General features: G+C 71.4%; 18 protein-coding genes and 1 pseudogene. 7 read left to right on the top strand and 12 right to left on the bottom strand.

What is annotated here, in order from left to right; translation table 11 throughout:
- Positions 1–31: 31 nt before the first annotated feature.
- Both ACFPZJ_RS22705 and ACFPZJ_RS22700 read right to left on the bottom strand, forming a co-directional pair.
- Positions 32–397 (bottom strand): four-helix bundle copper-binding protein, encoded by a 366-nt coding sequence (locus ACFPZJ_RS22705; protein ID WP_381024552.1) that lies wholly within the window; start codon positions 395–397, stop codon positions 32–34.
- A gap of 141 nt (positions 398–538) precedes the next feature.
- A complete protein-coding gene (locus ACFPZJ_RS22700; RefSeq protein ID WP_381024551.1) occupies positions 539–1,696 on the bottom strand; it encodes an acyl-CoA dehydrogenase in 1,158 nt (385 codons plus the stop codon).
- A gap of 185 nt (positions 1,697–1,881) precedes the next feature.
- On the opposite strand from ACFPZJ_RS22700, the gene ACFPZJ_RS22695 reads away from it, so the two are divergent.
- Positions 1,882–3,225, top strand: a complete 1,344-nt coding sequence (locus ACFPZJ_RS22695; RefSeq protein WP_381024548.1) for a UDP-glucose dehydrogenase family protein — start codon at positions 1,882–1,884, stop codon at positions 3,223–3,225.
- A 191-nt stretch (positions 3,226–3,416) separates the two neighbouring features.
- Here ACFPZJ_RS22695 and ACFPZJ_RS22690 read toward each other — a convergent pair whose 3' ends face one another.
- Positions 3,417–3,920 carry a CGNR zinc finger domain-containing protein gene (locus ACFPZJ_RS22690; protein WP_381024546.1) on the bottom strand — a complete coding sequence of 168 codons (504 nt, stop codon included), beginning with the start codon at positions 3,918–3,920 and terminating at the stop codon, positions 3,417–3,419.
- Between the two features lie 117 nt (positions 3,921–4,037).
- On the opposite strand from ACFPZJ_RS22690, the gene ACFPZJ_RS22685 reads away from it, so the two are divergent.
- Both ACFPZJ_RS22685 and ACFPZJ_RS22680 read left to right on the top strand, forming a co-directional pair.
- Entirely contained in the window at positions 4,038–4,397 is a 360-nt protein-coding gene (locus ACFPZJ_RS22685; RefSeq protein ID WP_381024543.1) for a VOC family protein, read from the top strand.
- 25 nt (positions 4,398–4,422) lie between these two features.
- On the top strand, positions 4,423–4,809 hold the full coding sequence (locus ACFPZJ_RS22680; protein WP_381024540.1) for a VOC family protein: 387 nt from the start codon (positions 4,423–4,425) through the stop codon (positions 4,807–4,809).
- Positions 4,810–4,858: 49 nt separating this feature from the next.
- Here ACFPZJ_RS22680 and ACFPZJ_RS22675 read toward each other — a convergent pair whose 3' ends face one another.
- The 3 genes from ACFPZJ_RS22675 to ACFPZJ_RS22665 are packed head-to-tail and all read right to left on the bottom strand — an operon-like array spanning position 4,859 to position 7,714.
- Complete coding sequence (locus ACFPZJ_RS22675) at positions 4,859–6,052, bottom strand: dipeptidase (RefSeq protein ID WP_381024538.1); 1,194 nt, start codon at positions 6,050–6,052, stop codon at positions 4,859–4,861.
- A 4-nt stretch (positions 6,053–6,056) separates the two neighbouring features.
- Positions 6,057–6,578 (bottom strand): 5-(carboxyamino)imidazole ribonucleotide mutase, encoded by a 522-nt coding sequence (purE, locus tag ACFPZJ_RS22670; protein WP_381024535.1) that lies wholly within the window; start codon positions 6,576–6,578, stop codon positions 6,057–6,059.
- Complete coding sequence (locus ACFPZJ_RS22665) at positions 6,575–7,714, bottom strand: 5-(carboxyamino)imidazole ribonucleotide synthase (protein WP_381024532.1); 1,140 nt, start codon at positions 7,712–7,714, stop codon at positions 6,575–6,577. Before ACFPZJ_RS22665 ends, purE begins: the two co-directional genes overlap by 4 nt.
- 153 nt (positions 7,715–7,867) lie before the next feature.
- Here ACFPZJ_RS22665 and ACFPZJ_RS22660 point away from each other — a divergent pair, with 153 nt between their 5' ends.
- Complete coding sequence (locus tag ACFPZJ_RS22660) at positions 7,868–8,359, top strand: GtrA family protein (RefSeq protein WP_381024530.1); 492 nt, start codon at positions 7,868–7,870, stop codon at positions 8,357–8,359.
- A 13-nt stretch (positions 8,360–8,372) separates the two neighbouring features.
- On the opposite strand, the gene ACFPZJ_RS22655 is transcribed toward ACFPZJ_RS22660, so the two are convergent.
- Together ACFPZJ_RS22655 and ACFPZJ_RS22650 are read right to left on the bottom strand one after the other, a co-directional pair.
- A complete protein-coding gene (locus tag ACFPZJ_RS22655; protein WP_381024528.1) occupies positions 8,373–9,647 on the bottom strand; it encodes an ATP-binding protein in 1,275 nt (424 codons plus the stop codon).
- A 42-nt stretch (positions 9,648–9,689) separates the two neighbouring features.
- On the bottom strand, positions 9,690–10,367 hold the full coding sequence (locus ACFPZJ_RS22650; protein WP_381024525.1) for a response regulator transcription factor: 678 nt from the start codon (positions 10,365–10,367) through the stop codon (positions 9,690–9,692).
- A gap of 507 nt (positions 10,368–10,874) precedes the next feature.
- Between ACFPZJ_RS22650 and ACFPZJ_RS22645 the strand changes: the two genes are divergently transcribed.
- A complete protein-coding gene (locus ACFPZJ_RS22645; protein ID WP_381024522.1) occupies positions 10,875–12,371 on the top strand; it encodes an oligopeptide:H+ symporter in 1,497 nt (498 codons plus the stop codon).
- 512 nt (positions 12,372–12,883) lie between these two features.
- Here the strand turns inward: ACFPZJ_RS22645 and ACFPZJ_RS22640 are convergent.
- The 4 genes and pseudogenes from ACFPZJ_RS22640 to ACFPZJ_RS22625 form a co-directional block, all read right to left on the bottom strand.
- A pseudogene (locus ACFPZJ_RS22640) lies at positions 12,884–13,711 on the bottom strand (hypothetical protein); the annotation flags it as partial.
- A gap of 168 nt (positions 13,712–13,879) precedes the next feature.
- On the bottom strand, positions 13,880–14,575 hold the full coding sequence (locus ACFPZJ_RS22635) for an LPXTG cell wall anchor domain-containing protein (protein WP_381024519.1): 696 nt from the start codon (positions 14,573–14,575) through the stop codon (positions 13,880–13,882).
- A gap of 319 nt (positions 14,576–14,894) precedes the next feature.
- Entirely contained in the window at positions 14,895–15,581 is a 687-nt protein-coding gene (locus tag ACFPZJ_RS22630) for an ATP-binding protein (RefSeq protein ID WP_381024516.1), read from the bottom strand.
- 237 nt (positions 15,582–15,818) lie between these two features.
- Positions 15,819–16,196 (bottom strand): STAS domain-containing protein, encoded by a 378-nt coding sequence (locus tag ACFPZJ_RS22625; protein ID WP_381024514.1) that lies wholly within the window; start codon positions 16,194–16,196, stop codon positions 15,819–15,821.
- 238 nt (positions 16,197–16,434) lie between these two features.
- Here ACFPZJ_RS22625 and ACFPZJ_RS22620 point away from each other — a divergent pair, with 238 nt between their 5' ends.
- Positions 16,435–17,355 carry an RNA polymerase sigma factor SigF gene (locus ACFPZJ_RS22620; protein WP_381024511.1) on the top strand — a complete coding sequence of 307 codons (921 nt, stop codon included), beginning with the start codon at positions 16,435–16,437 and terminating at the stop codon, positions 17,353–17,355.
- 273 nt (positions 17,356–17,628) lie between these two features.
- Positions 17,629–19,194 (top strand): ricin-type beta-trefoil lectin domain protein, encoded by a 1,566-nt coding sequence (locus ACFPZJ_RS22615; protein WP_381024508.1) that lies wholly within the window; start codon positions 17,629–17,631, stop codon positions 19,192–19,194.
- Positions 19,195–19,247: the final 53 nt, after the last annotated feature.

Genomic DNA, 19,247 nt, shown 5'->3' with positions numbered 1-19,247 from the left:
GCGGGTGCCCCCAAGCTGCTGCCGGCGGTCGTCACATCGTGGCGCCCGCCATCGTCCGGCAGGTCTCCGAACACCGGCGACACGCCTCGGCGCAGCGCATCATCTGGGCGTCGTCCGGCATGGACATACACGCCTCGGCGCACATGTCGCAGGCCCGGGCGCACATCGCGCACATCTCGGCCGCCATGGGCGAGCGGCGCATCATCATGTCGGCGCACATGCGGGTCATCTCGGCGCAGTCCATCAGCGCGCGCATGATCTGCATCTGGGCCTGGCCGCCCATCTGCAGGCAGGAGCTCATGGTCTCCTCGCACACGGTGTGGCAGGTCATGCAGGCGTCGACGCAGGCCTGCATCTCCGGGCTCATGGTGGTCGTGGTCGCGGGCTGCTGGGTCATGGCTCCTCCTGGGGGACGGTGGAGGCCGGGGTTCGGCCCCCGGTCCTTTCCGTCCTACGCCTGCCGGGCCGCTTCCGCCACGGGGCGGACGGAAACAGCCCCCGGCCGAGTGGGCCGGGGGCTGCGCCGAGGTGTCGCGGGTTACGGCAGGTTGCGCGCCATGACGATGCGCTGGACCTGGTTCGTGCCCTCGTAGATCTGCGTGATCTTCGCGTCGCGCATCATGCGCTCCACCGGGTAGTCGCGGGTGTAGCCGTACCCGCCGAGGAGCTGGACAGCGTCCGTGGTGACCTCCATCGCCACGTCGGAGGCGAAGCACTTGGCGGCGGCGCCCTGGTAGGTGAGGTCGGCGTCGCCGCGCTCGGAGGCGGCGGCGGCCTGGTACGTCAGGGCGCGGGCGGCGGAGATCTTCATCGCCATGTCGGCGAGCATGAACTGGATGCCCTGGAAGTCGGCGATCGGCTTGCCGAACTGCTTGCGCTCCTTGACGTAGCCCTTGGCGTAGTCGAGCGCGCCCTGGGCGATGCCGAGGGCCTGGGCCGCGATGGTGATGCGGGTGTGGTCGAGGGTCTTCATGGCCGTGGCGAAGCCGGTGCCCTCCTCGCCGATCATGCGGTCGGCGGGGATGCGGACGTTGTCCAGGTAGACCTCGCGGGTGGGCGAGCCCTTGATGCCGAGCTTCTTCTCGGGGGCGCCGAAGGAGACGCCCTCGTCCGACTTCTCGACGACGAAGGCCGAGATGCCCCGGGAGCGCTTCTCCGGGTCGGTGACCGCCATCACCGTGTAGTAGTCGGAGACGCCCGCGTTGGTGATCCAGCGCTTCACGCCGTTGAGGACGTAATGGTCGCCGTCGCGGACCGCCTTGGTCTTCATGCCGGCCGCGTCCGAGCCCGCGTCCGGCTCGGAGAGGCAGTACGAGAACATGCCGTCGCCCTTGGCGAGCGGGGTCATGTACTTCTTCTTCAGCTCCTCGGAGCCGGAGAGGATCACGGGGAGCGAGCCGAGCTTGTTCACGGCCGGGATCAGGGAGGAGCTGGCGCACACGCGGGCCACCTCCTCGATCACGATGACCGTGGCCAGCGCGTCGGCGCCGGCGCCGCCGAACTCCTCGGGCACGTGCACGGCGTGCAGGTCGTTGGCGACCAGCGCCTCGAGCGCCTCCTGCGGGAAGCGGGCCTCCTCGTCCACCGTGGCGGCGTACGGCGCGATCTTCGCCTCGGCCAGCGAGCGGACGGCGTCACGGAGCATGTCGTGCTCCTCGGACGGGCGGTACAGGTCGAAGTCAGCCGATCCGGCCAAGGTCTCTCACGCTCCAAAACGCTGCGATGGTGGCGCTAACTACCGTTAAGTAATCAAAATTTTATGGGGTCGCCCACACGAGTGATACGTGAGCTTGGTGACAGCGGGAAAGTTGCCCGGTGAAGCGCGTTCCCATGCCCCGGCTATGCTCGGGCGCGCACCTGCCGTAGACCCCTGGAGCACCCATGGCCCTCAAGATCACCGTGATCGGCACCGGTTATCTCGGCGCGACACACGCCGCGGCCATGGCCGAGCTGGGGTTCGAGGTGCTGGGGCTCGACGTCGTGCCCGAGAAGATCGACAAACTCCGGCGCGGTGAGGTCCCGATGTACGAGCCGGGGCTGGAGGAGCTGCTGCGCAAGCACGTCGCCGGTATCGAGGGGTCCAGCGGGCGACTGCGCTTCACCATGGACTTCGCCGAGGTCGGCGAGTTCGGCGACGTCCACTTCGTCTGCGTGAACACCCCGCAGCGGCACGGCGAGTACGCCTGCGACATGTCGTACGTCGACTCCGCGATCGCCTCGCTGGCCCCGCATCTGAAGGGGCCCGCCCTGGTCGTCGGCAAGTCGACGGTGCCCGTCGGCTCGGCCGACCGGCTGGCCGCCTACCTGGCCGAGCACGCGCCGGCCGGTGAGGACGCCGAGCTGGCCTGGAACCCCGAGTTCCTGCGCGAGGGCTTCGCCGTCCAGGACACGCTGCGCCCGGACCGCATCGTGATCGGCGTACGCAGCGAGCGGGCCGAGAAGCTGCTGCGGGAGGTGTACGCGACACCGGTCGCCGAGGGCTCCCCGTTCGTGGTCACGGACTTCCCGACCGCCGAACTGGTGAAGACCTCGGCGAACTCCTTCCTCGCCACGAAGATCTCGTTCATCAACGCCATGGCGGAGGTCTGCGAGGCCGCGGGCGGCGACGTCGCCAAGCTGGCGGAGGCCATCGGGTACGACGACCGGATCGGCAAGAAGTTCCTGCGCGCCGGGATCGGCTTCGGCGGCGGCTGTCTGCCGAAGGACATCCGGGCGTTCATGGCGCGCGCCGGTGAGCTGGGCGCCGACCAGGCGCTGACCTTCCTGCGGGAGATCGACTCCATCAACATGCGCCAGCGCGGACAGATGGTGGAGCTGACCCGGCAGGCGCTGGGCGGCGGGCCGTTCCTCGGCAAGCGGGTGGCCGTCCTCGGCGCGACCTTCAAGCCCGACTCGGACGACGTACGGGACTCGCCCGCGCTCAACGTGGCCGGGCAGATCCACCTTCAGGGCGGCCAGGTCACGGTGTACGACCCCAAGGGCATGGACAACGCCCGCCGCATCTTCCCGACCCTCGGTTACGCCGACTCGGCGCTGGAGGCGGTGCGGGGGGCCGACATCGTGCTGCATCTGACGGAGTGGCGGGAGTTCCGCGAGCTGGACCCGGAGGCCCTGGGCGAGGTCGCGGAGGCCCGGGTCATCCTGGACGGCCGCAACGCGCTGGACCCGGAGCGGTGGCGCAAGGCCGGGTGGACGTACCGGGCGATGGGGCGTCCGAAGGCCTGAGTCCGGTACACCCGGCACCGATTGAGCGACACGGGTGGGCGCCGCTCCGGCCGGGGCTCAGCCGGCCGGAACGACGCCCGCACCCATTCTCCCCGCTCCCCCACCCTCCAGGAACCGCTTTCCACGAAGAGCCCGGGACACCGACCCCGTTTCCGCGGGTGCCCGCTGCCGGACCGGAAGGAGAGCGAGGGTCAGTCCTTCGCCCGGTACCGGCGCATCTTCGCCCGTGCCCCGCAGACCTGCATCGAGCACCAGCGGCCGCGGCCGGCGGGGCTGCGGTCGTAGTACGCCCAGTGGCAGTCGGCGGCCTCGCAGGCCTTGAGGCGGTTCCAGGTGCCCGCGACCAGCGCCTCGGCGACGGCCGCCGCGACACGGGAGAGCAGGGGGCGGGTGTCGGCGGGGGCCAGGGCGGCCGAGCCGCTGTCCGGGTCGACCGTCACCACCAGCGGCGCGCCCGCCAGCAGATCGCCGAGCGGGGTCACCGCGCGGTGCGGCGGGTGACCGGCATGGGCGAGCAGGGCCGCGCGCAGCGACTCGCGCAGTTCGCGCGCCTGCTCGATCTCGTCCTCCGTCAGGCCGAATCGCGCGTGCCCCTGCGCCGTGTCCAGCGAGTCGGCGTCCGACTCGATGTCCAGTGTGTTCACCAGGGCCTCGACCAGGGCCAGTCCCCCGGGTGCGGGCGATCGCTCACTCATGCCTGGACGGTACCTCCCGAATCCCCTTGCGATGTTACCGATAGTGCGGGAGCATGCGGTAACGCCGTTACTGGTTACCCGCTCCTACGGGTAACGCAGGTCTTCGAGGAGGAAGTCATGGCTCTCGCCGAACTGGGTGTCGTCGTCCTGGACTGTCCCGACCCGCGCGCGCTGGCCGGTTTCTACGCCGAGGTGCTCGGCGGAACCGTCGAGGGCGAGGGCGACTGGGTGGACCTGAAGGTGCCGGGCGGCCCGTCGCTGGCCTTCCAGGCCGCCCCCGGGTACGTACCGCCGCGCTGGCCCGCGCCCGACCACTCGCAGCAGTTCCACCTGGACCTGACCGTCGAGGACCTGGACGCGGCCGAGAAGGGCGTGCTGGCGCTCGGCGCGAAGCCGCTGGACGCGGAGGACCGGTCCCGGAGCTTCCGGGTTTACGCGGACCCGGCCGGGCACCCGTTCTGCCTCTGCGCCTGCTGACCGTCTGGTGACACTGGGAGGTCTCATGCCCGCCGCGCGTCTGCGTTCCGTCGTCGTCGACTGCCCCGAGCCGCTGGAACTGGCCCGTTTCTACGCGGGCGTCGCGGGTGGCACGCCCGAGCAGGAGGCCCCGGACTGGGTGGTGCTCCAGGTCCCCGGCGGGCCCCGGCTGGCCTTCCAGCGGTCGCCCGGGCACCGCCCGCCGCAGTGGCCCCGGGCCGACCAGAACTCGCAGCAGTTCCACCTCGACTTCGACGCCGGGTCCACCTGGGAGGAGGTCGACGCGGCGGAGGAGAAGGCGCTGGCGCTGGGGGCGCGGGTACTGGACCGGGAGGACTACGAGAAGAAGGACTTCCGGGTGTACGCCGACCCGGCCGGGCACCCCTTCTGCCTCTGCCGGATCGAGCACTGATCCGGCCGAGGGGATCCCGGCGATCAGCCAGGTGATCCGTCGGGCCGCCTCACGCGCCGCCCGCCGGCTGCTGCGGTTCCTCGATGGTCGCGTTGGACGGGCCGCGCGTGGCCTGGAGACCGCGGGCGACGTCCTCCGCCGCGCCCAGCACCCGCACCGCGTTCTGCCAGGTCAGCTTGGCCAGGTCGGTTCTCGACCAGCCGCGCTCCAGCAGTTCGGCGATGAGGTTGGGGTAGCCGGAGACGTCGTTCAGGCCGTCGGGGGTGAAGGCCGTGCCGTCGTAGTCGCCGCCGATGCCGAGGTGGTCGATGCCGGCGACCTCGCGCATGTGGTCGAGGTGGTCGGCGACGGTCGCGGCCGTGGCGACCGGGCGCGGGTGCCGTTCCTCGAAGGCGCAGTGCACCTTCATCGCCTCGGGCGTGGTGTCCAGGGGGTGGAAGCCGTGCGCGCGCATGTTCTCGTCGGCCGCGGCGGTCCAGTCGACCGCCGCCTGGAGCACGAACTTCGGTACGAACGTCACCATCGCCACGCCTCCGTTGGCGGGCAGCCGCTCCAGCACGTCGTCCGGGATGTTGCGCGGGTGGTCGCAGACGGCCCGGGCGGAGGAGTGGGAGAAGATCACCGGCGCGGACGTGGTGTCGAGCGCGTCCCGCATGGTCGTCGCGGCGACGTGCGAGAGGTCGACCAGCATGCCGATCCGGTTCATCTCCCGTACGACCTCACGGCCGAAAGCCGACAGCCCGCCGACGCCCGGCTCATCCGTCGCCGAGTCCGCCCACGGCACGTTGTCGTTGTGCGTGAGGGTCAGATAGCGCACGCCGAGCGCGTACAGGCCGCGCAGCGTGCCGAGGGAGCACGCGATGGAGTGGCCGCCCTCGGCGCCCATGAGGGAGGCGATCCGGCCCTGGCCGCGCGCGGCCTCCATGTCGGCGGCCGTCAGCGCGGGGGCCAGGTCCTTCGGGTGGCGTGCCAGCAACTGCCGTACGCAGTCGATCTGTTCGAGGGTGGCCGCCACCGGGTCGGGCAGGTCCGCGCGGACGTACACCGACCAGAACTGCGCACCGACCCCGCCCTCGCGCAGCCGCGGGATGTCGGTGTGCAGGTGGGCGCCCTGGTGGACGGCGATGTCCCGGGCGTCGAGGTCGTAGCGGACCTGTTGGCGCAGCGCCCAGGGCAGGTCGTTGTGCCCGTCGACGACGGGGAACTCGGCGAGGAGCGCGCGGGCGTCGTCGAGGGAGGTCATGCGGTCACTTCCCGAAGCCGAAGCCGCCCGTGCCCTCGACCTTGGCGCGCAGGCGCTTGCCCTTCTCGGTGGCCTGGTCGTTCAGGTCCTGCTGGAAGTCGCGCATCTTCTGCAGGAGTTCCTCGTCGTGCGCGGCGAGGATGCGGGCCGCGAGCAGACCGGCGTTGCGGGCGCCGGCGACGGAGACCGTCGCCACCGGGACACCGGCCGGCATCTGCACGATCGACAGCAGGGAGTCCATTCCGTCGAGGTACTTCAGCGGGACCGGGACACCGATCACCGGCAGCGGGGTCACCGAGGCGAGCATGCCGGGCAGGTGGGCGGCGCCCCCCGCCCCGGCGATGATCACCTTCAGTCCGCGCTCGGCGGCCCGCTCCCCGTACGTGATCATCTCGCGGGGCATGCGGTGCGCGGAGACCACGTCGACCTCGTAGTCGATCTCGAACTCGTCGAGGGCCTTCGCGGCGGCCTCCATGACGGGCCAGTCGGAGTCCGACCCCATGACGATGCCAACAACGGGGCTCATTCGGTGATCGTGCCTCTCAGGTAGCCGGCAGCGTGACGGGCGCGCTCCAGCACGTCGTCCAGGTCGTCGCCGTAGGTGTTGACGTGACCGACCTTGCGGCCGGGCTTCACGTCCTTGCCGTACATGTGGATCTTCAGCTGCGGGTCGCGGGCCATGCAGTGCAGGTACGCCGAGTACATGTCCGGGAAGTCGCCGCCGAGGACGTTGACCATGACCGTCCACGCGGCGCGCGGGCGCGGGTCGCCGAGCGGCAGGTCGAGGACGGCCCGCAGGTGGTTGGCGAACTGGGAGGTGACCGCGCCGTCCATCGTCCAGTGGCCCGAGTTGTGCGGGCGCATCGCGAGCTCGTTGACGAGGATGCGGCCGTCGCGGGTCTGGAACAGCTCCACCGCCAGGTGACCGACGACGCCCAGCTCCTTCGCGATACTCAGGGCCATCTGCGACGCCTGGAGCGACAGCGACTCGTCGAGGTCCGGAGCGGGGGCGATGACCGTGTCGCAGACGCCGTTCACCTGCCGGGACTCCACGACCGGGTAGGCGACGGCCTGGCCGTGCGGCGACCGTACGACGTTGGCGGCCAGCTCGCGCACGAAGTCGACCTTCTCCTCCGCGAGGACCGGCACGCCCGCCCGGAAGGGCTCGGCGGCCTCCTCGACGGAGTCCACCACCCACACGCCCTTGCCGTCGTACCCACCGCGGACGGTCTTCAGGACGACGGGGAACCCGTCCCCCTCGTCCGCGAACGCGGCCACGTCCTGCGGGTCCGAGACGATTCTGTGCCGCGGGCAGGGCACGCCGATCGCGTCGAGCCTGGCACGCATCACGCCCTTGTCCTGGGCGTGCACGAGCGCGTCGGGGCCGGGGCGGACGGGAATGCCGTCCGCCTCCAGGGCCCGCAGGTGCTCGGTGGGCACGTGCTCGTGATCGAAGGTGATCACGTCACAGCCGCGTGCGAACTCGCGCAGCGTGTCCAGATCGCGATAGTCGCCGATGACGACATCGTTCACGACCTGCGCCGCGGAATCCTGAGGAGTGTCACTGAGAAGCTTGAACCTGATGCCCAACGGGATGCCAGCCTCGTGTGTCATACGAGCGAGCTGACCCCCGCCGACCATGCCGACTACCGGGAACGTCACACGCCTAGGGTATCGGCCACGCCACGGTGGCCGGATTCCCGGCCTCCCCCGGCCCTGTCCCGCCTCGCCCGGCTCGTCCGCAGGAAGATCGCGCGGGAGGGTGGTTAGCATGGCGGGGTTGACGCCAACCGACGGACGGGGGCCTGCACGACCATGGGACGTGGTTCCTCGGGGCTCCGACGGCTCGTACACGAGGTCGCCAAGTTCGGCGCCGTGGGCGGTGCCGGTGTACTGGTCAACCTGCTCGTGTTCAACCTGCTGCGGCACACGACCGACCTGCAGGTGGTGCGGGCGGGCGTCATCGCGACGATCGTCGCGATCGTCTTCAACTACCTGGGCTTCCGCTACTTCACGTACCGGGACCGCGACAAGAGCGGCCGCACCCGGGAGATGACCCTGTTCCTGCTGTTCAGCGCGGTCGGCCTGGTGATCGAGAACGGCGTGCTGTACGTGGCGACGTACGGATTCGACTGGAACACACCGCTGCAGAACAACATCTTCAAGTTCCTCGGCATCGGCATCGCCACGCTGTTCCGCTTCTGGTCCTACCGCACGTGGGTGTTCCGGGCGCTGCCGGCCCGGGGAGCGGTGACGGGCGGGGGCTCGTTCCCGAAGAAGGAGCGGGCCAGGCAGCGGGTGCCGTAGGCGGGCCGGCGCCTCAGCGCACCGTCGGCCGCTCCTCGTCCGCCTTCTTCTCGGACGGCGGCGTCCGCGACAGGAACAGCCCGAAGACCGGCGGCTTCGTCTGGAGCATCTCCAGTCGGCCCCCGTCCGCCTCGGCGAGGTCCCGTGCCACCGCCAGCCCGATGCCCGTGGAGTTGCGGCCGCTGATCGTCCGCTCGAAGATCCGTGCCCCCAGGTCCGCGGGTACGCCGGGCCCCTCGTCCGTCACCTCGACGACCACCTGGTTGCCGGTGACCCGGGTGCGCAGCGCGACTGTGCCGCCGCCGTGCATCAGCGAGTTCTCGATGAGCGCGGCCAGCACCTGCGCGACCGCCCCCGGGGTGCCCACCGCCTGCAGGTGCCGCTTGCCGGAGCTGACGATCGCCCGCCCCGCGCTGCGGTAGGCGGGCCGCCACTCCGCGAGCTGCTGCTGGATGACCTCGTCGAGGTCGAAGGTGACGGCGGAGCCGGTGCGCGGGTCGCGGGAGTTCGTCAGCAGCCGCTCCACCACGTCCGTCAGCCGCTCCACCTGCGTCAACGCGATGGTGGCCTCCTCCTTCACCGTCCCGAGCTCATCGGTGAGGGTGATCTCCTCCAGCCGCATCGACAGCGCCGTCAGCGGCGTGCGCAGCTGGTGGGAGGCGTCGGCGGCCAGTCGCCGCTCGGCGGTGAGCATGCGCGCGATGCGTTCGGCGGAGGAGTCCAGCACGTCCGCGACCCGGTCCAGCTCGGGGACGCCGTACCGCTTGTGCCGGGGGCGCGGGTCGCCCGAGCCGAGGCGCTCGGCGGTCTCGGCCAGGTCGGTCAGCGGCGAGGCCAGCCGGTTGGCCTGGCGGATCGCCAGCAGCACCGCGGCGATCACCGCCAGCAGCGCCACCAGTCCGATGATCAGCAGCGTACGGCCGACCTCCCGGGTCACCGAGGAGCGCGGCTCCTGGACGGTGACCGTCTCGCCCTCCTCGCCGGGGGCGGTGGCGCTGATGACGTCGCCGCTGGGCTTGGTGCCGACCTCTATGGGCCGCTCGCCCGGAATCCGGATCACGGCGTAACGGTCCTGCGTGACCTGGTCGCGCAGGATCTCCGCGTCGACCTGCTCCGAGATGAGGAGCCGGCTGTCGACGATGCTGGCCACCCGGACCGCCTCGGACTCCACACGGTCCTGGGCACTGTTGCTGATCGTGCGGGTCTCGACGATGACGAGGGAGACGCCGAAGACGGCGATGACGACGAGCACCACGGCGAGCGTGGACTGGATCAGTCGACGGCGCATGTCCTCTTACCCAATGTGAACCCGGCGGGGAGTCCCCGGGGCTCAGCTCTTCTCGAAGCGGAAGCCCACGCCGCGCACGGTGGCGATGTAGCGGGGGTTGGCCGCGTCGTCGCCGAGCTTCTTGCGCAGCCAGGAGATGTGCATGTCGAGGGTCTTGGTGGACGACCACCACGTGGTGTCCCAGACCTCCCGCATGAGCTGGTCGCGTGTGACCACCCGCCCGGCGTCGCGCACCAGCACACGCAGCAGGTCGAACTCCTTCGCGGTGAGCTGGAGCTCCTCCTCGCCCATCCAGGCGCGGTGCGACTCGACGTCGATCCGCACGCCGTGCGTGGCCGGCGGCTGCTGCGGCTCGGTGGCGCCGCGCCGCAGCAGGGCGCGGACGCGGGCGAGCAGTTCGGCGAGCCGGAACGGCTTGGTGACATAGTCGTCGGCGCCCGCGTCGAGCCCGACGACCGTGTCCACCTCGTCGGCGCGCGCGGTCAGGATGAGGATCGGCACGCTGTGGCCCTCGGCGCGCAGCCGGCGGGCGACCTCCAGACCGTCCATGCCGGGCAGTCCGAGGTCCAGCACCACCAGGTCGACGCCGCCCTGGATTCCGGCGTCCAGAGCGCTGGGGCCGTCCTCACGCACCTCGACCTCGTACCCCTCCCGGCGCAGGGCGCGGGCCAGCGGTTCCGAGATGGACGCATCGTCCTCGGCGAGCAGTACTCGGGTCATGAAGTGATGGTAGTCCCGCCGTGGCAAGAGCCGGGGTGAGATCGTGCGCCTCGATTCCTACCTCCGGCATACCCCCTTCTTACCTTCACGAGTGCCGTACGGACCTCTGCCTGTGGGGTGCAATCCTGTAATGGACCTTCGAATGGGTGACCGTGGTTCCCTGGAAACCTGTGATCCGTGTCTCAAGTCCTTCCATATCCGGCTGTGTCCTGCCGTATGGTGAACCAACGCCTGTAGCACTGCGGGGACCTTTGGCGGTCATTTTGACGCTGAAGGTCTCTTTTGTGTGCGGGCTGGTTCCCGCCAGCCATCGAAGCAATGACCTGTGGCCGGGCCTCGTAGCGCAGCGACGCGCGTAGAGGCGTGGATCCCGGTGGACGCCGTCCACCGCTCCGTGATCCGGAGCGGACCTCCCTGGGCGTGGGGTGGACGGACCGGACCGCCGGTGCCGGCCGCCCCACCGGGCGCGCACCTCGCGCGACGCGTCCCGACCTGCAAGGAACGACCATGGCGTCCAGCCTGACGAAGGACTCGGTCCGCCCGGGCACCCCCGGTTCCGAGAAGACCTTCTTCGGCCACCCCCGGGGTCTGGCCACCCTCTTCATGACGGAGATGTGGGAGCGCTTCTCCTACTACGGCATGAGGGCTCTGCTCCCGCTGTACCTCGTCGCTCCGGGCGGCCTGCACCTCAGCGCCGGCACCGCGACCGCGATCTACTCGGTGTACGTGTCGCTGGTGTACCTGCTCGCGATGCCGGGCGGCTGGTTCGGCGACCGCGTCTGGGGACCGCGCAAGACGGTGGCCGTCGCCGGTGCGGTGATCATGCTCGGCCACCTCACCCTCGCCCTGCCCGCGTCGGGCACGTTCTACGCGGGCCTGGGCCTGGTGGCCATCGGCTCCGGCCTGCTCAAGGCCAACATCTCCACGATGGTCGGCCACCTCTACGACGGCCCGGACGACCCGCGCCGCGACGGCGGGTTCACCGTCTTCTACATGGGCATCAACCTCGGTGCCTTCGCCGCGCCGCTGATCATCGGCACCGTCGGCGAGAGCGTCAACTGGCACCTTGGCTTCGCGCTCGCCGCGCTCGGCATGGCCCTGGGCCTGGCCCAGTTCCTGATCGGCAGCCGCCACCTGGACACCCGCTCCAGCGTCGTGCCCAAGCCGCTGTCCGCCGACGAGAAGACCTCGACCCTGCGCAAGGCCGCGCTCTGGGCGGGCATCGCCGTCGTCGCCTACGCGATCCTCGGCGTCTCCGGCCACTACACGCTGAACTGGGTCCTGGTCCCGCTGACCCTGCTCGGCGTGATCATCCCGACCCTCGTCCTGGTCCGCATCAAGCGCGACAAGGAGCTCGACCGCGCCGAGCAGTCCAAGATGTCGGCGTACATCTGGTTCTTCGTCGCCGCGGCCGTCTTCTGGATGATCTACGACCAGGGCGGCTCGACCCTGTCGATCTTCGCCTCGTCGTCGGCCGAGAACAGCGTCCTCGGCTGGGGCTTCCCGGTCTCCTGGTACCAGTCGGTCAACCCGGTCCTGATCATGGCGCTGGCCCCGGTCTTCGCCTGGTTCTGGCTGGCGCTGAACCGGCGGGGCAAGGAGCCGAGCACGGTCGTGAAGTTCGCCTCGGGTCTGGTCCTGGTGGGCGCGTCCTTCTTCCTCTTCCTGGCCCCGCTGTCGATCGCCGAGGGCGGTCACAAGGCCGCCGCGCTCTGGCTCGTGGCGATCTACTTCACGCAGACCGTCGGTGAGCTGCTGCTCTCCCCGGTGGGCCTGTCGGTCACGACGAAGATGGCCCCGGCCAAGTACGCCTCCCAGATGATGGGCGTCTGGTTCCTGGCCGTCACCGCCGGTGACGCCACGACGGGCCTGCTGTCCATCGCCGGCGTCGACCTGAACAAGACGGGCATCGTGGCCCTGGAGGCCACGCTCGCCGTGGTCGCCGGTTCCGCGGTGTGGATGTACCGCAAGAAGGTCAAGGAACTCATGGGCAACGTCCACTGAGGCCTGGCCGGCCCGGCTGGACGCGTTACTGGAGGGCCATCGCACCGGGAGGTGCGGTGGCCCTCTGGCTTGTGCTCGGCGTCGCTGCCGAGGCCGGAGCGGACGCGCGACGCGGCGGGGCGCCGCCCGCGCCCACCCGTGTCGCCCTGCGGGTACCTTCCGGGCCCTTGACGGCCCTGGGGCACGCATGCCCGCGGCTGTCCCGAGCGAGGTGCGGTCGCCCACGGCGGGAAGGGGACGCGGCGGAAGGGGCGTGTCGGGGGTGCCCGCCGCAGCGGGCTGCCGGACCCGCCGAGCACCCCCTGCGGGAGACCGTGGTCAGGAGCCCGGCCTCGACGTACACCTTCTCCACGGGCCGGGTGGACAGGGCAAGACCCGGATGGCAGACCGAGGACGGACACCCGCGGCGCGGCCCCGATCCCGTCCCCCACGCGCAGGCGCTGCACCCGCCCCCACCGAAGCCGCGCAGGCCGCCGCAGGCATCACGCTCCCGGCCGAACCGCCGGAGGCACCCGCACCCGGTCCACCAGCGCCATCCCCACCCGGAACACCGCGGTCGGCACGACCAGGAACACCAGCACCCAGAACAGCGTCACGCCCCAGGGCCGGCCGACCGTCCACGGCTGCTCCGCCAGGACCCTCCCGCCGTACTTCAGTGACACCGTGTAGTCACCGTGCGCCCCGCCCGCCAGCCGCACCGGCAGTTCGATCCTCGCCTTGTCCCCGGGCCGGACCGTCCCACGCCACCGCTGCTCCTCCCACTGCGGCGCGTACACGCCGTGGGAGGTGCCCACCTGGAAGACCGGGTCCTTCACCGCGGACGCCCCCACGTTGCCGACGGTGACCACGAGCGTGCGGGCGGGCGGCGAGCCGAACCAGGTCAGCAGCCTGCCGGCGTCCTCGTCGGCATCCGCCAGCCGGGGAGCCGCGAGGACGGACAGCCGCCCCCCGGCCGCCTGTGCCGGCAACGGTTCGACCGCGTGCCCGGCGACCTGGAAGGCCACGTCGGCCTCGGCCCTCGGCCCGGTGACCGTCGCCAGGTGCACCACGCACGGGCACGGCACCGGCGGCTCGACCACCGGCAGCTTTCCCCTGAAGCGCCCCTCCGCGCCCACGGTGACGGCCCGCCCGTCCCCGTTGGCGCAGGAGTTCGTGCCGCCGGTCACGCCCCGGGACGGCGTGGACTGCCCGCAGATCAGCACCATCACCAGGGCACGCGGCCGCCAGCCGGCACCGGTGACGGTGATCGAACTCCCCGTACCCGCCTGCGACGTCGACAACTCGACGGAGGGCCCGAGGCCGACCTCGGACGTCACGGCCCCGGCGGCCACGGCACCCACCGCACCAGCGGCATCCACGCCCACACCCGCACCCACCCGGGCGCCGGCACCCGCGCCCGCACCCGGCAGCACGAGCAACGCACACACCGCCGCCCACACCACCGCCCTGCGCACGGCGCCAGTCCACCTCCCCGCTCCGTCAACTCCGGCCGGCCCCGCGGGCACTGATCAACGCCGCACCCGCTCCGCCTGGTTCCGCCGGGTGAGCCACAGCGTCCCCGCCGCTCCCACCAGCAGCACCGTCCCGCCCAGCGTGCCGAGGGCGATCGCCGAGTCCTCGGGCCCGGTCTGCGGCAACTCGGCCCCCGAGCCGGAGCCCGTATCGGCCCCCGCGCCCGCCCCGGTCCCACCACTCGCGGCCGTGACGTCGAGCGTCAGCGACGGCTCCGGGTCGTTCGTCGGCGTGCACGTGGTGGTCGTACCGAGCGCCTTGATGGTGAGCACGGCCGCCGTGAAGGTGACCTCACCGCTCTTCTTCGGCGTGTACGTACCGCTCAGATCGCGGATCTTGATCGGCGTGTTCGCGGGGATCGCCGCGTCGTTGGCCGGGCCCCTCACCGTCAGGACGCCCTGGTCCGCACCGCCCAGTTGGATGGTGGCGCTCGGGTTCATCGCCCCCTTGCCCAGTTCGACCGGGCTGGCCGAGACGCCCTTCTGCCACGACATGGTGATCCTGTAACCGCCGCCGCTCTTGACGCCCTTGATGTCGATGGGCGAGACGGCACTCTTGTCGCCGATCGGCGTCTTGCACGCGTAATGGACGTCGACGACCTCGGCCCGGGCTGCGGGGGCGGCCATCACCACCGCCGAGCAGGCCAGAGCCGCGACGGACGCGAGCGCGGCGGTTCGTTTCCGGTACGACACGGTCCCGCTCCCCTCCCCTTCCTGGTTCCTGACGGTGCATCAGACAGGGCCGTCAAGGTACGCCCGGGGCCGTGAGGAGGGAAGACACAGCGCACACCGGATGTGTGGCGATCCAGCGCGCACGAGGTGAGGTAAGCGGGGAAGTACAGCGGGACGCAGCAGACGCGTCATCCAGGGACCCGCACAGGGACGTACGCGGGAACGCGCACAGAGGCGTACGAACACCCCCAAGAGGAAACACAAAGACAGGAAGGACCTGGAAACGGACGGCGCCCTGACAACCCGGCCAAGCCCGGCCCGCCCCGCACCCGGCCCGACCCTACGCCGGAGCCCCCAGCTCCGCCCACACCGTCTTGCCCGCGACTCCGGGCGTCCGGACGACCCCCCAGTCCAGGCACAGCCGCTGCACGATGAACATGCCGTGACCGCCCGGCCGCCCGGCCCGGTGCGGGGTGCGCGGGGCCGGCTGGCCGGCGCCCCGGTCGGAGACCTCGACGCGGATCACCTTGTTGTCGCAGCGGATCCACAGCTGGTCGGGGCCCTCGGCGTGCAGGCAGGCGTTGGTGACCAGCTCGGAGACGACGAGCAGCACGTCCTCGGCGGCGGCCCGCTGGTCGGCGGTGGCGGCGGGCAGCCAGCCCCACGCGTACAGGGCCTGGCGGGTGAAATCACGGGCGAGCGGCACGACGCCGCTCTGGTCGTCGAAGCTCAGTCGACGGGCCTGGGTCCCCGCCGCGGCCGACTCCCCTGCGGCGGTCTCGGCCCCGCCGGCCGGCACGGCACCACCCCCGTCGGCCACCGGGGGCACGGCACCACCCGCCGCGCCCGCAGCCCCCGCCCCGGAGGGCGCGGCACCGCCTGCCACGCCGGACGCTCCGGGCGACCCGCCCCCGCCCTTGTCGGACGGACCGGTCGCCGCCGCCGGTACGCCACCTTCGGGCGGCCCGGAAGCGCCGCTGGGCTCCGGACCGCGGTCGCCCGGCGAGTAAGGCCGGGTGGTGCTCATCAGCGCTTCACCTCACCGATTCACCAGTTCACGATGTAGAAATTCGTACACAGTCGATTACGCAGGGCACGGCACGTCGGTTCGCGGCGCCCCGGCACCCGACTACCGACGGATACAGGATGTCTCCTGCCCGACCGGACCGGCAGAACACCCCCGGATTCGGCACGAAAGCCGTGACGGGAGGAGAACACCGGTCCAGGGGGGCGGCGGGGGCACCACGACGGTCCGCCTGCGCGCTCAGTCGGCCTCGTCGGCCAGGGCCGCCTCGACGGAGTCGTGGACGGTGAACACCGCGTCCGCCCCCGTGATCTCGAACACCCGCGCGACCACCGGCTGCATCCCCACCAAGTGCACCCCACCTCCGGCGGCCTCCGCCTTCAGCCGTGCGCCGAGCAGCACGTTGAGCCCCGTGGAGTCACAGAACTCCAGGCGCGCGCAGTCGATGACGAGCCGACTGAATCCCTTGGCGAGGCAGTCCTCAAGTGGCTCACGCAACAGATCGGCGGTGTGGTGATCCAACTCACCCGCCGGGGTCACGACGGCACTGGGGCCTTCTTCTCGCACCTCCACCAGAAGCCGGCCCGACTGTGCGCTGCCGACCGTCCCGCGGTCCATGCCGTCTCTCTCTCCCGACGTCGTGACTGTTGCTGACGCCCTCGAACACTACGCCTTCCCTTCACACTCCGACACCCGAACAATCACCCACAAACGGACATATGCGAACACAATGCACTTGCGGCAGGCTCAGGGAAGCGGGTAGGGCTAGTAAGGACACGCACCCGACACGGCCGGCTTTGGAGGCGCCGCACACCGCAGTGCACGTACTGGCTTCGGCAGCCATATGCCGAGAACGATGGAGGACATCATGTCACCCCGGCTCGACGCATCGCGTACCCACAAAGCGACGTCGACACCCCCTCCGGAACATCTGGATCCCATCGAGCGCGACGTACGCGTCGACGACGGCGTACTCGCCGGACTTCCGGACATCCCCCCGTACGACGAAGTGGACGCGGTCGACGCACGGGCCCTGTCCAAGACCCTCTTCGAGCGGCTGGAGTCCCTCGAGGAAGGCACCCACGAGTACGCGTACGTACGCAACACGCTCGTCGAACTCAATCTCGCCCTGGTCAAGTTCGCCGCCTCCCGGTTCCGCTCGCGCAGCGAGCCGATGGAGGACATCATCCAGGTCGGCACCATCGGCCTGATCAAGGCGATCGACCGCTTCGAGCTCTCGCGCGGCGTCGAGTTCCCCACTTTCGCGATGCCGACCATCATCGGCGAGATCAAGCGTTTCTTCCGCGACACCTCGTGGTCCGTGCGCGTACCGCGCCGGCTTCAGGAACTGCGGCTCGACCTGGCCAAGGCCGGTGACGAGCTGGCCCAGAAGCTGGACCGCGCCCCGACGGTGACCGAACTGGCCGAGCGCCTCGGCATCTCCAACGACGAGGTCGTCGAGGGCATGGCGGCGTCCAACGCCTACACGGCGAGCTCCCTGGACGCCCAGCCGGAGGAGGACGACGCCGAGGGCGCGCTCGCGGACCGGATCGGTTACGAGGACCACGGACTCGAAGGCATCGAGTACGTCGAGTCATTGAAGCCGCTGATCGCCGAACTCGCGCCCCGGGACCGGAAGATCCTGTCCCTGCGCTTCGTCGCGGGCCTGACCCAGTCGGAGATCGGCGAGGAACTCGGCATCTCGCAGATGCACGTCTCGCGCCTGCTGTCGCGGACGCTGGTGCGGCTGCGCAAGGGGCTGACGGTCGAGGAGTGACGGGGCCGGCGACCGTCAGGCAGCCGGCACGACAGTCGCCGTCGCCGGTCTTCGAGGTGACGGGCTGGGCTCGCGCCCGGCGCCCCGTCGGCGCCGGATGTCCAGGCCTGCCGGGCTTGGGCACCGGGTGCCGACCGGGCGCCGGGCGCGCCTCGGTTACCCACGGAAACCCCTTTTCTCACCTGCCCCCGTCCACCACTATGGGCAACCCCTACTGGCCGGTACATCAGCACCGGCGGAGCGGTTTGCACAGGGCGATGAGGAGGCGGGGCGATGGTGCGGGCCGACGGGACCGGTGACGCCGCAGGAGACGGCGAGTACGGCGGCGAGTACGGCGGTGTCTCCGACGCGCGGCTGACCGAACTGCTGCGCGCCGACACCTCGGCCGCGTACTCCGCCGTACGGGAGCTGCGCGCCCGGCACGGCGCGTCGGTGCTCGCCTACGCCCGTCTGTGCACCGCGAGCGAGTCGTCGGCCCGCCATCTGGCCGCACAGGTCGTCACGCTCGCCGCCCGCCAGATCGCGCGCGGCACCGAACCCGGCGGCCCGCTGCGCCACCATCTGCTGCTGCTGACCGCGCGGGTGGCCGCCTCCTGGGCGGCGGACGAGCGGTCCGCCGGACTCGACGCCGGACTGCTGCTCGTCCTGAACACGGCGGGCCCCGGCGGCCCGGTGCCGCCCATGCTGGCGGCGTTCCGCACCCTCCCCCACCGCGCCCAGGGCCTGATCTGGTACGCGCTCGTGGAGCGGGAGCCCGAGGACGAGACGGCCACCCTGCTCGGCCTCACCCGCGAGGACGTGACCTACGGCTCGGCCGCCGCGCTGCAGAGCCTGGCCCGGGCCTGCCTGCGGTCCCGGCTGGCCGCCTCCGACGACGCCCGGTGCGGCGACTTCCGCAGGCTGATCGAGGAGTCGGTACGGCCGGACAGCCCCCGCCGCAGTGCGGACCTGCACACCCACATGGCGCGCTGCGCGCACTGCACGGCCGCGTACGAGGAGTCGTGCGCCCTGCGGGACACGCCCCGCACCACGCTGGCCGAGGGGCTGCTGCCGTGGGCGGGCACGGCGTACGCGACGCGCGCGGCGCAGGAGGGCCTGCCCCGCGCCGACTCGCGTACCGGGCCGGTGGCCTGGCCCCCCTCGCGGCGCTTCGCCCTGGCCTCGGCGGCGCTCGGCGTGGCCGTCGTGCCCCTGCTGGTCCTGCTGCTGTCGCCGGACAACGGGCCGCCCCGGCAGGCGGCGGGCTCGGTGGTCACCCCTCCCCCACCGCCCGTGACGGTGACGGCGACGGTGTCGGCCACCCCCTCGCCGTCCCCCTCGGCGACGAGCAGGCCGCCTTCGCCCTCCTCCTCCCCTTCCGCGACGCGCAGTTCGCCCCCTTCCCGCACGCCGCGCCCCACGCCGTCCCCCACACGCGCCACACCGACGTACCGGCCGCCGGGCCCCGGGTACGCACAGGTGGTCAACCTCGCCTCGGGCCTGTGCCTGGACATCGAGGGCGACCCGGGGAACGGCACGGACGTCACCACGGCGACCTGCACGTCCGCGCGCGACCAACGATGGCGGGTCGACCCCGGGCGCGGCGTGCTGCAGTCGTACGCCTACCCCGACTACTGCCTGGACAGCCGCGGTTCGGTGTACCGGGGCGTCGGCATCTGGGAGTGCTCGGCGGTACAGGGGCCCAACGGCCAGAACCTGAGGTTCGCGGTGGACTCCCGTGGCGTGATCCGCCCGGGCATCGCCCCGGACCACGCGGTGACACCGGGCGGGGACGACACGGTGTCCCTGATGCGGGAGGCGGGGCGGGCGGACCAGCGGTGGCGGGCGGGGGCCTCCTGACCGGGTACGCCGGTCGGACCGCCCGTACGACCGCATCCGCCGGTCGGACGACC

Origin of the sequence: Streptomyces bullii, from assembly GCF_042657145.1 — a bacterium.
GTDB lineage: Bacteria > Actinomycetota > Actinomycetes > Streptomycetales > Streptomycetaceae > Streptomyces > Streptomyces bullii.
This window is presented reverse-complemented; position numbering and strand designations above follow the sequence as displayed.

Coding starts and splice junctions, on each gene's coding strand:
- ACFPZJ_RS22705 (WP_381024552.1), bottom strand. CDS start 397: ATGACCCAGCAGCCCGCGACCACGACCACCATGAGCCCGGAGATGCAG.
- ACFPZJ_RS22695 (WP_381024548.1), top strand. CDS start 1,882: ATGGCCCTCAAGATCACCGTGATCGGCACCGGTTATCTCGGCGCGACA.
- ACFPZJ_RS22690 (WP_381024546.1), bottom strand. CDS start 3,920: ATGAGTGAGCGATCGCCCGCACCCGGGGGACTGGCCCTGGTCGAGGCC.
- ACFPZJ_RS22685 (WP_381024543.1), top strand. CDS start 4,038: ATGGCTCTCGCCGAACTGGGTGTCGTCGTCCTGGACTGTCCCGACCCG.
- ACFPZJ_RS22680 (WP_381024540.1), top strand. CDS start 4,423: ATGCCCGCCGCGCGTCTGCGTTCCGTCGTCGTCGACTGCCCCGAGCCG.
- ACFPZJ_RS22675 (WP_381024538.1), bottom strand. CDS start 6,052: ATGACCTCCCTCGACGACGCCCGCGCGCTCCTCGCCGAGTTCCCCGTC.
- purE (WP_381024535.1), bottom strand. CDS start 6,578: ATGAGCCCCGTTGTTGGCATCGTCATGGGGTCGGACTCCGACTGGCCC.
- ACFPZJ_RS22660 (WP_381024530.1), top strand. CDS start 7,868: ATGGGACGTGGTTCCTCGGGGCTCCGACGGCTCGTACACGAGGTCGCC.
- ACFPZJ_RS22655 (WP_381024528.1), bottom strand. CDS start 9,647: ATGCGCCGTCGACTGATCCAGTCCACGCTCGCCGTGGTGCTCGTCGTC.
- ACFPZJ_RS22650 (WP_381024525.1), bottom strand. CDS start 10,367: ATGACCCGAGTACTGCTCGCCGAGGACGATGCGTCCATCTCGGAACCG.
- ACFPZJ_RS22645 (WP_381024522.1), top strand. CDS start 10,875: ATGGCGTCCAGCCTGACGAAGGACTCGGTCCGCCCGGGCACCCCCGGT.
- ACFPZJ_RS22630 (WP_381024516.1), bottom strand. CDS start 15,581: ATGAGCACCACCCGGCCTTACTCGCCGGGCGACCGCGGTCCGGAGCCC.
- ACFPZJ_RS22625 (WP_381024514.1), bottom strand. CDS start 16,196: ATGGACCGCGGGACGGTCGGCAGCGCACAGTCGGGCCGGCTTCTGGTG.
- ACFPZJ_RS22620 (WP_381024511.1), top strand. CDS start 16,435: ATGGAGGACATCATGTCACCCCGGCTCGACGCATCGCGTACCCACAAA.
- ACFPZJ_RS22615 (WP_381024508.1), top strand. CDS start 17,629: ATGGTGCGGGCCGACGGGACCGGTGACGCCGCAGGAGACGGCGAGTAC.